General features: G+C 47.2%; 4 protein-coding genes and 1 pseudogene. 2 read left to right on the forward strand and 3 right to left on the reverse strand.

The window, feature by feature from the left end; genetic code table 11:
- Window positions 1-236: 236 nt before the first annotated feature.
- Window positions 237-583, forward strand: a pseudogene (locus tag C3Y92_RS21780) (replication initiation protein); the annotation flags it as partial.
- 75 nt (window positions 584-658) lie between these two features.
- Entirely contained in the window at window positions 659-1,153 is a 495-nt protein-coding gene (locus C3Y92_RS21000) for a replication initiation protein (protein WP_328591087.1), read from the forward strand.
- Between the two features lie 29 nt (window positions 1,154-1,182).
- On the opposite strand, the gene C3Y92_RS21245 is transcribed toward C3Y92_RS21000, so the two are convergent.
- From C3Y92_RS21245 to C3Y92_RS21015, 3 genes are all read right to left on the reverse strand, one after another.
- Window positions 1,183-1,506 carry a TraK family protein gene (locus C3Y92_RS21245; protein WP_165352200.1) on the reverse strand — a complete coding sequence of 108 codons (324 nt, stop codon included), beginning with the start codon at window positions 1,504-1,506 and terminating at the stop codon, window positions 1,183-1,185.
- 568 nt (window positions 1,507-2,074) lie between these two features.
- Window positions 2,075-2,413, reverse strand: coding sequence for a type II toxin-antitoxin system PemK/MazF family toxin (locus tag C3Y92_RS21010; protein WP_129356230.1), 339 nt, complete (start codon window positions 2,411-2,413; stop codon window positions 2,075-2,077).
- Window positions 2,410-2,655 (reverse strand): AbrB/MazE/SpoVT family DNA-binding domain-containing protein, encoded by a 246-nt coding sequence (locus C3Y92_RS21015; protein WP_328591086.1) that lies wholly within the window; start codon window positions 2,653-2,655, stop codon window positions 2,410-2,412. The genes C3Y92_RS21010 and C3Y92_RS21015 overlap by 4 nt, the downstream gene beginning before the upstream one ends.
- Window positions 2,656-2,903 lie beyond the last annotated feature (248 nt).

The following is a 2,903-nucleotide window of genomic DNA, read 5'->3' on the forward strand; positions in this document are numbered from 1 at the left end:
CAGTCTTTCTTTTAGCTGCTTTTATTGCTTTTACGCTCTTTAATCGTTTTTAAATTCAATCAGTTACAAGGCCATTCCTGGACAGATTTACGGTCAAACCTGGACAGATTTACGGTCAAACCTGGACAGATTTACGGTATTCCTGGACAAGAAAAATGCCTTGTCCTACAATCGTGCCCATGGAAAATCCGGGCCGAAACCAGCTGGTCGTCAAGTCCAATGCCCTGGTCAACGCGATGCAAGACCTCAGTCTTCAGGGTACGAGGTTCTTAGCCTATGTAGTCTCGTGCTTTCCAAGGGATATAAAAATTACTCCAGGGCTACCGTATGATATGACAATTGACGTTCTTAATTTCGCTGAATCCTTTGATATAGACCTAAAAAATGCCTATAGAGAAGTGGAGTTCCTGGCAACTCAACTCCAAAAAAAAATTATACAGTTCAAACAAGATGATGGAACTCGCGTAAAAGTTTGCATAATCACAAAACAAAAGTACCATGACGGGAAGGGCGTGCATCCATTCGTATAGACGAAGATCTTTTGCCCCATATTTTAGCCTTAAGAGAAAAATTCACAAAATACAAGATAAAAGATGTTTATCAATTCACAAGCGCATATACGTGGAGAGTCTATGAGCTATTAGTTCAAAATAAGGACATTAAAAAACGCGAATTTGATCTTGAAGAATTCAAATGGAAAGTCGGTGTTACCGAAAAATATAGCGCAATCGGTGACTTAAAAAAACGAGTTATAGAACCGTCTGTTTATGAAATCAACAAGTACTCGGACATTAAAGTACAATACGACCAAGTGAAACGAGGGAGACGAGTCACTGGGTTCATTTTTTACATCACAGAAAACCAAGACACTAAAACACACCAGAAAAAAGTCCGAGACAAAGTAGAGCGGGCATTCCCGCCGCAACCTCCCAAAAACCCGGATTTTGCCCTCCGATTGAGGGAAGAATTTAAAGTCAGCCCGAAGCAAGCCGACCAACTGGCCCGCTTATGGGAGGGACGAGAAGCCCAGGCGGAAAAGTTCCTGGCCAGGATCAAGCGGGACCATGAGGCCGGGACAGTTAAAAGCCTGGGGGGGCTGACCTTCAAAATTCTCCGAAACGAGGGGCAAAAGGAATTTCTTCCTGGAGTTTGAATTTTCAGCGTTGAGCCGCAGGCGAATATCTATTCAGTGCCCGTGATAGCTTCATCACCAGAAGGCATTGAAAATGACTCTTTTTTACCGACTGAATCAACAGATTTATTTTGAGGCTGATTTGTTTTTCTAGATTGCAATAGATTGCGAAAATTGCCATCTTTTGGCTGTAATAGTTTGCGAAGATGTCCATTAAACGTGGAGTAAGCCAAACTTATTTTTCCATCTTTCACCAATTTGTCGTATATATGTTTGTTTGCGTACCCTTTTTTGTGCATATCTAGTATTTCATCTTCACACGCCCTAAACTCAACACGTCCCATGCATCGGTCAATTCGGCGTGCTTTAGGCATGCTTCTCTCCTTGCGTTTTTTTGCATTCTTTACGATCTATTAGCAGCCAATGTCAACTAGTAGGATCTTGTCTAATCGTAAACAAGCGAAAACAATCTGATGATAGCCAATATTAGCGAATAACATCTGTGACAAAAAAGGCCGAAACAATGACAGCGTGCGTGAAGGCAGGACAGGTACGGTACAAGTACCTTACGTCCTGCCCTGCGGGGCTGAGCTTATTCGCCTGCGGCTCAACGCGAATATCATGGGCGCCAAGGAAAAGGCCTTCGGGTCCTTCTGAGGCCTTTTTCCGGGGTATCGCAAAGATTCCCCGACTCTCCCCCCTCTCGCGCCTCCTTGGGCTTCCTGGAGCTTCTGAGAGGCATATTTTTGGCCCGGGCCTGCACCGAGATATCACAGACGCGGATCTCGGTGCCTGAGGGAATCCCTGCCCACCCAAATCCCGGCCGCCTCCGCTTGCAAGCGGAGGCGGCCGGGCGCTCCAGGCAAGAAGGCTTCTCCCTCCCGCCCCTCCGGGGTGCGAGAGGGGACGGGGGGAAAGCCAAAGAAAGAGGCCGGAAATTTCTTAAGAGCCGAAGATTGCTGAAAACTTAGCGAGTGCTTCTTCAACGAGCTCATCCGGGGCTTTGCCAACGACCTGGACTTTGCGGGCCACCCAATCGAGGCTCTTGGTTTGGTCCACCAGGACCACGCCGTAACAACGCGCACCAACCGGAATTGAAACCTCGAAAGGGTACCCTTTCACTTGGCCAGTGATCGGGGCGACAAACACGAACCCTGTCACTTTGCAAAACTCGCTTGGCGACAAAACGAGCCCAAAGCGTTCCCCCGCCTGTTCATGGCCTGCCTGGGGGTTGAAATCGAGATGCACAAAATCGCCGCAACCTGGGACTTTCCGGGTCATAAAAGTTCCTTCCCTTTCGGTCCTCCCCAATCAATCGCGTCGTGCCTATTTTCTGGCGTAACTTGGCTAAGAAGCTCCGCAAGAATATACTTTCGTCGCGCTTTCTTGACGGTGAACCCGTTCTGCGATGCGTCAAGACTGACAACATCGTCAGCTTTAAGACCTATTGCGTCGGCAACACCCTTAGGGATTCGCAGACCAATACTATTCCCCCACCGCTTAATGCAAACCTCCATGACCATAATAATCCTCACAATAGAATATAGGTAATTAATCTTAGATACTGCGAATGCAGTCCTGAGGGCAAAATGTTCAGCAATATTGCAAAAACAACACCTCCGTCTGAATGGATAATTTTGTATAATTCTTAAAAATCGCGCCGTCAAGCGGCTGTGAATTCAAATTCTTATGGGGGCTGGGGCTTCGCCCCAGATAGGCCGAAGGCCGTGGCTGTCTTTGGCTGTTCCGAAGGCGATAGCCTTCCCCTCGT

Origin of the sequence: Solidesulfovibrio carbinolicus (assembly GCF_004135975.1) — a bacterium.
Taxonomy (GTDB): Bacteria; Desulfobacterota; Desulfovibrionia; order Desulfovibrionales; family Desulfovibrionaceae; genus Solidesulfovibrio; species Solidesulfovibrio carbinolicus.

Bases quoted from the DNA above. Each gene is read 5' to 3' on its own strand.
- C3Y92_RS21010 (WP_129356230.1), bottom strand. From the start codon at position 2,413: ATGACCCGGAAAGTCCCAGGTTGCGGCGATTTTGTGCATCTCGATTTC.
- C3Y92_RS21015 (WP_328591086.1), bottom strand. From the start codon at position 2,655: ATGGTCATGGAGGTTTGCATTAAGCGGTGGGGGAATAGTATTGGTCTG.
- C3Y92_RS21245 (WP_165352200.1), bottom strand. From the start codon at position 1,506: ATGCCTAAAGCACGCCGAATTGACCGATGCATGGGACGTGTTGAGTTT.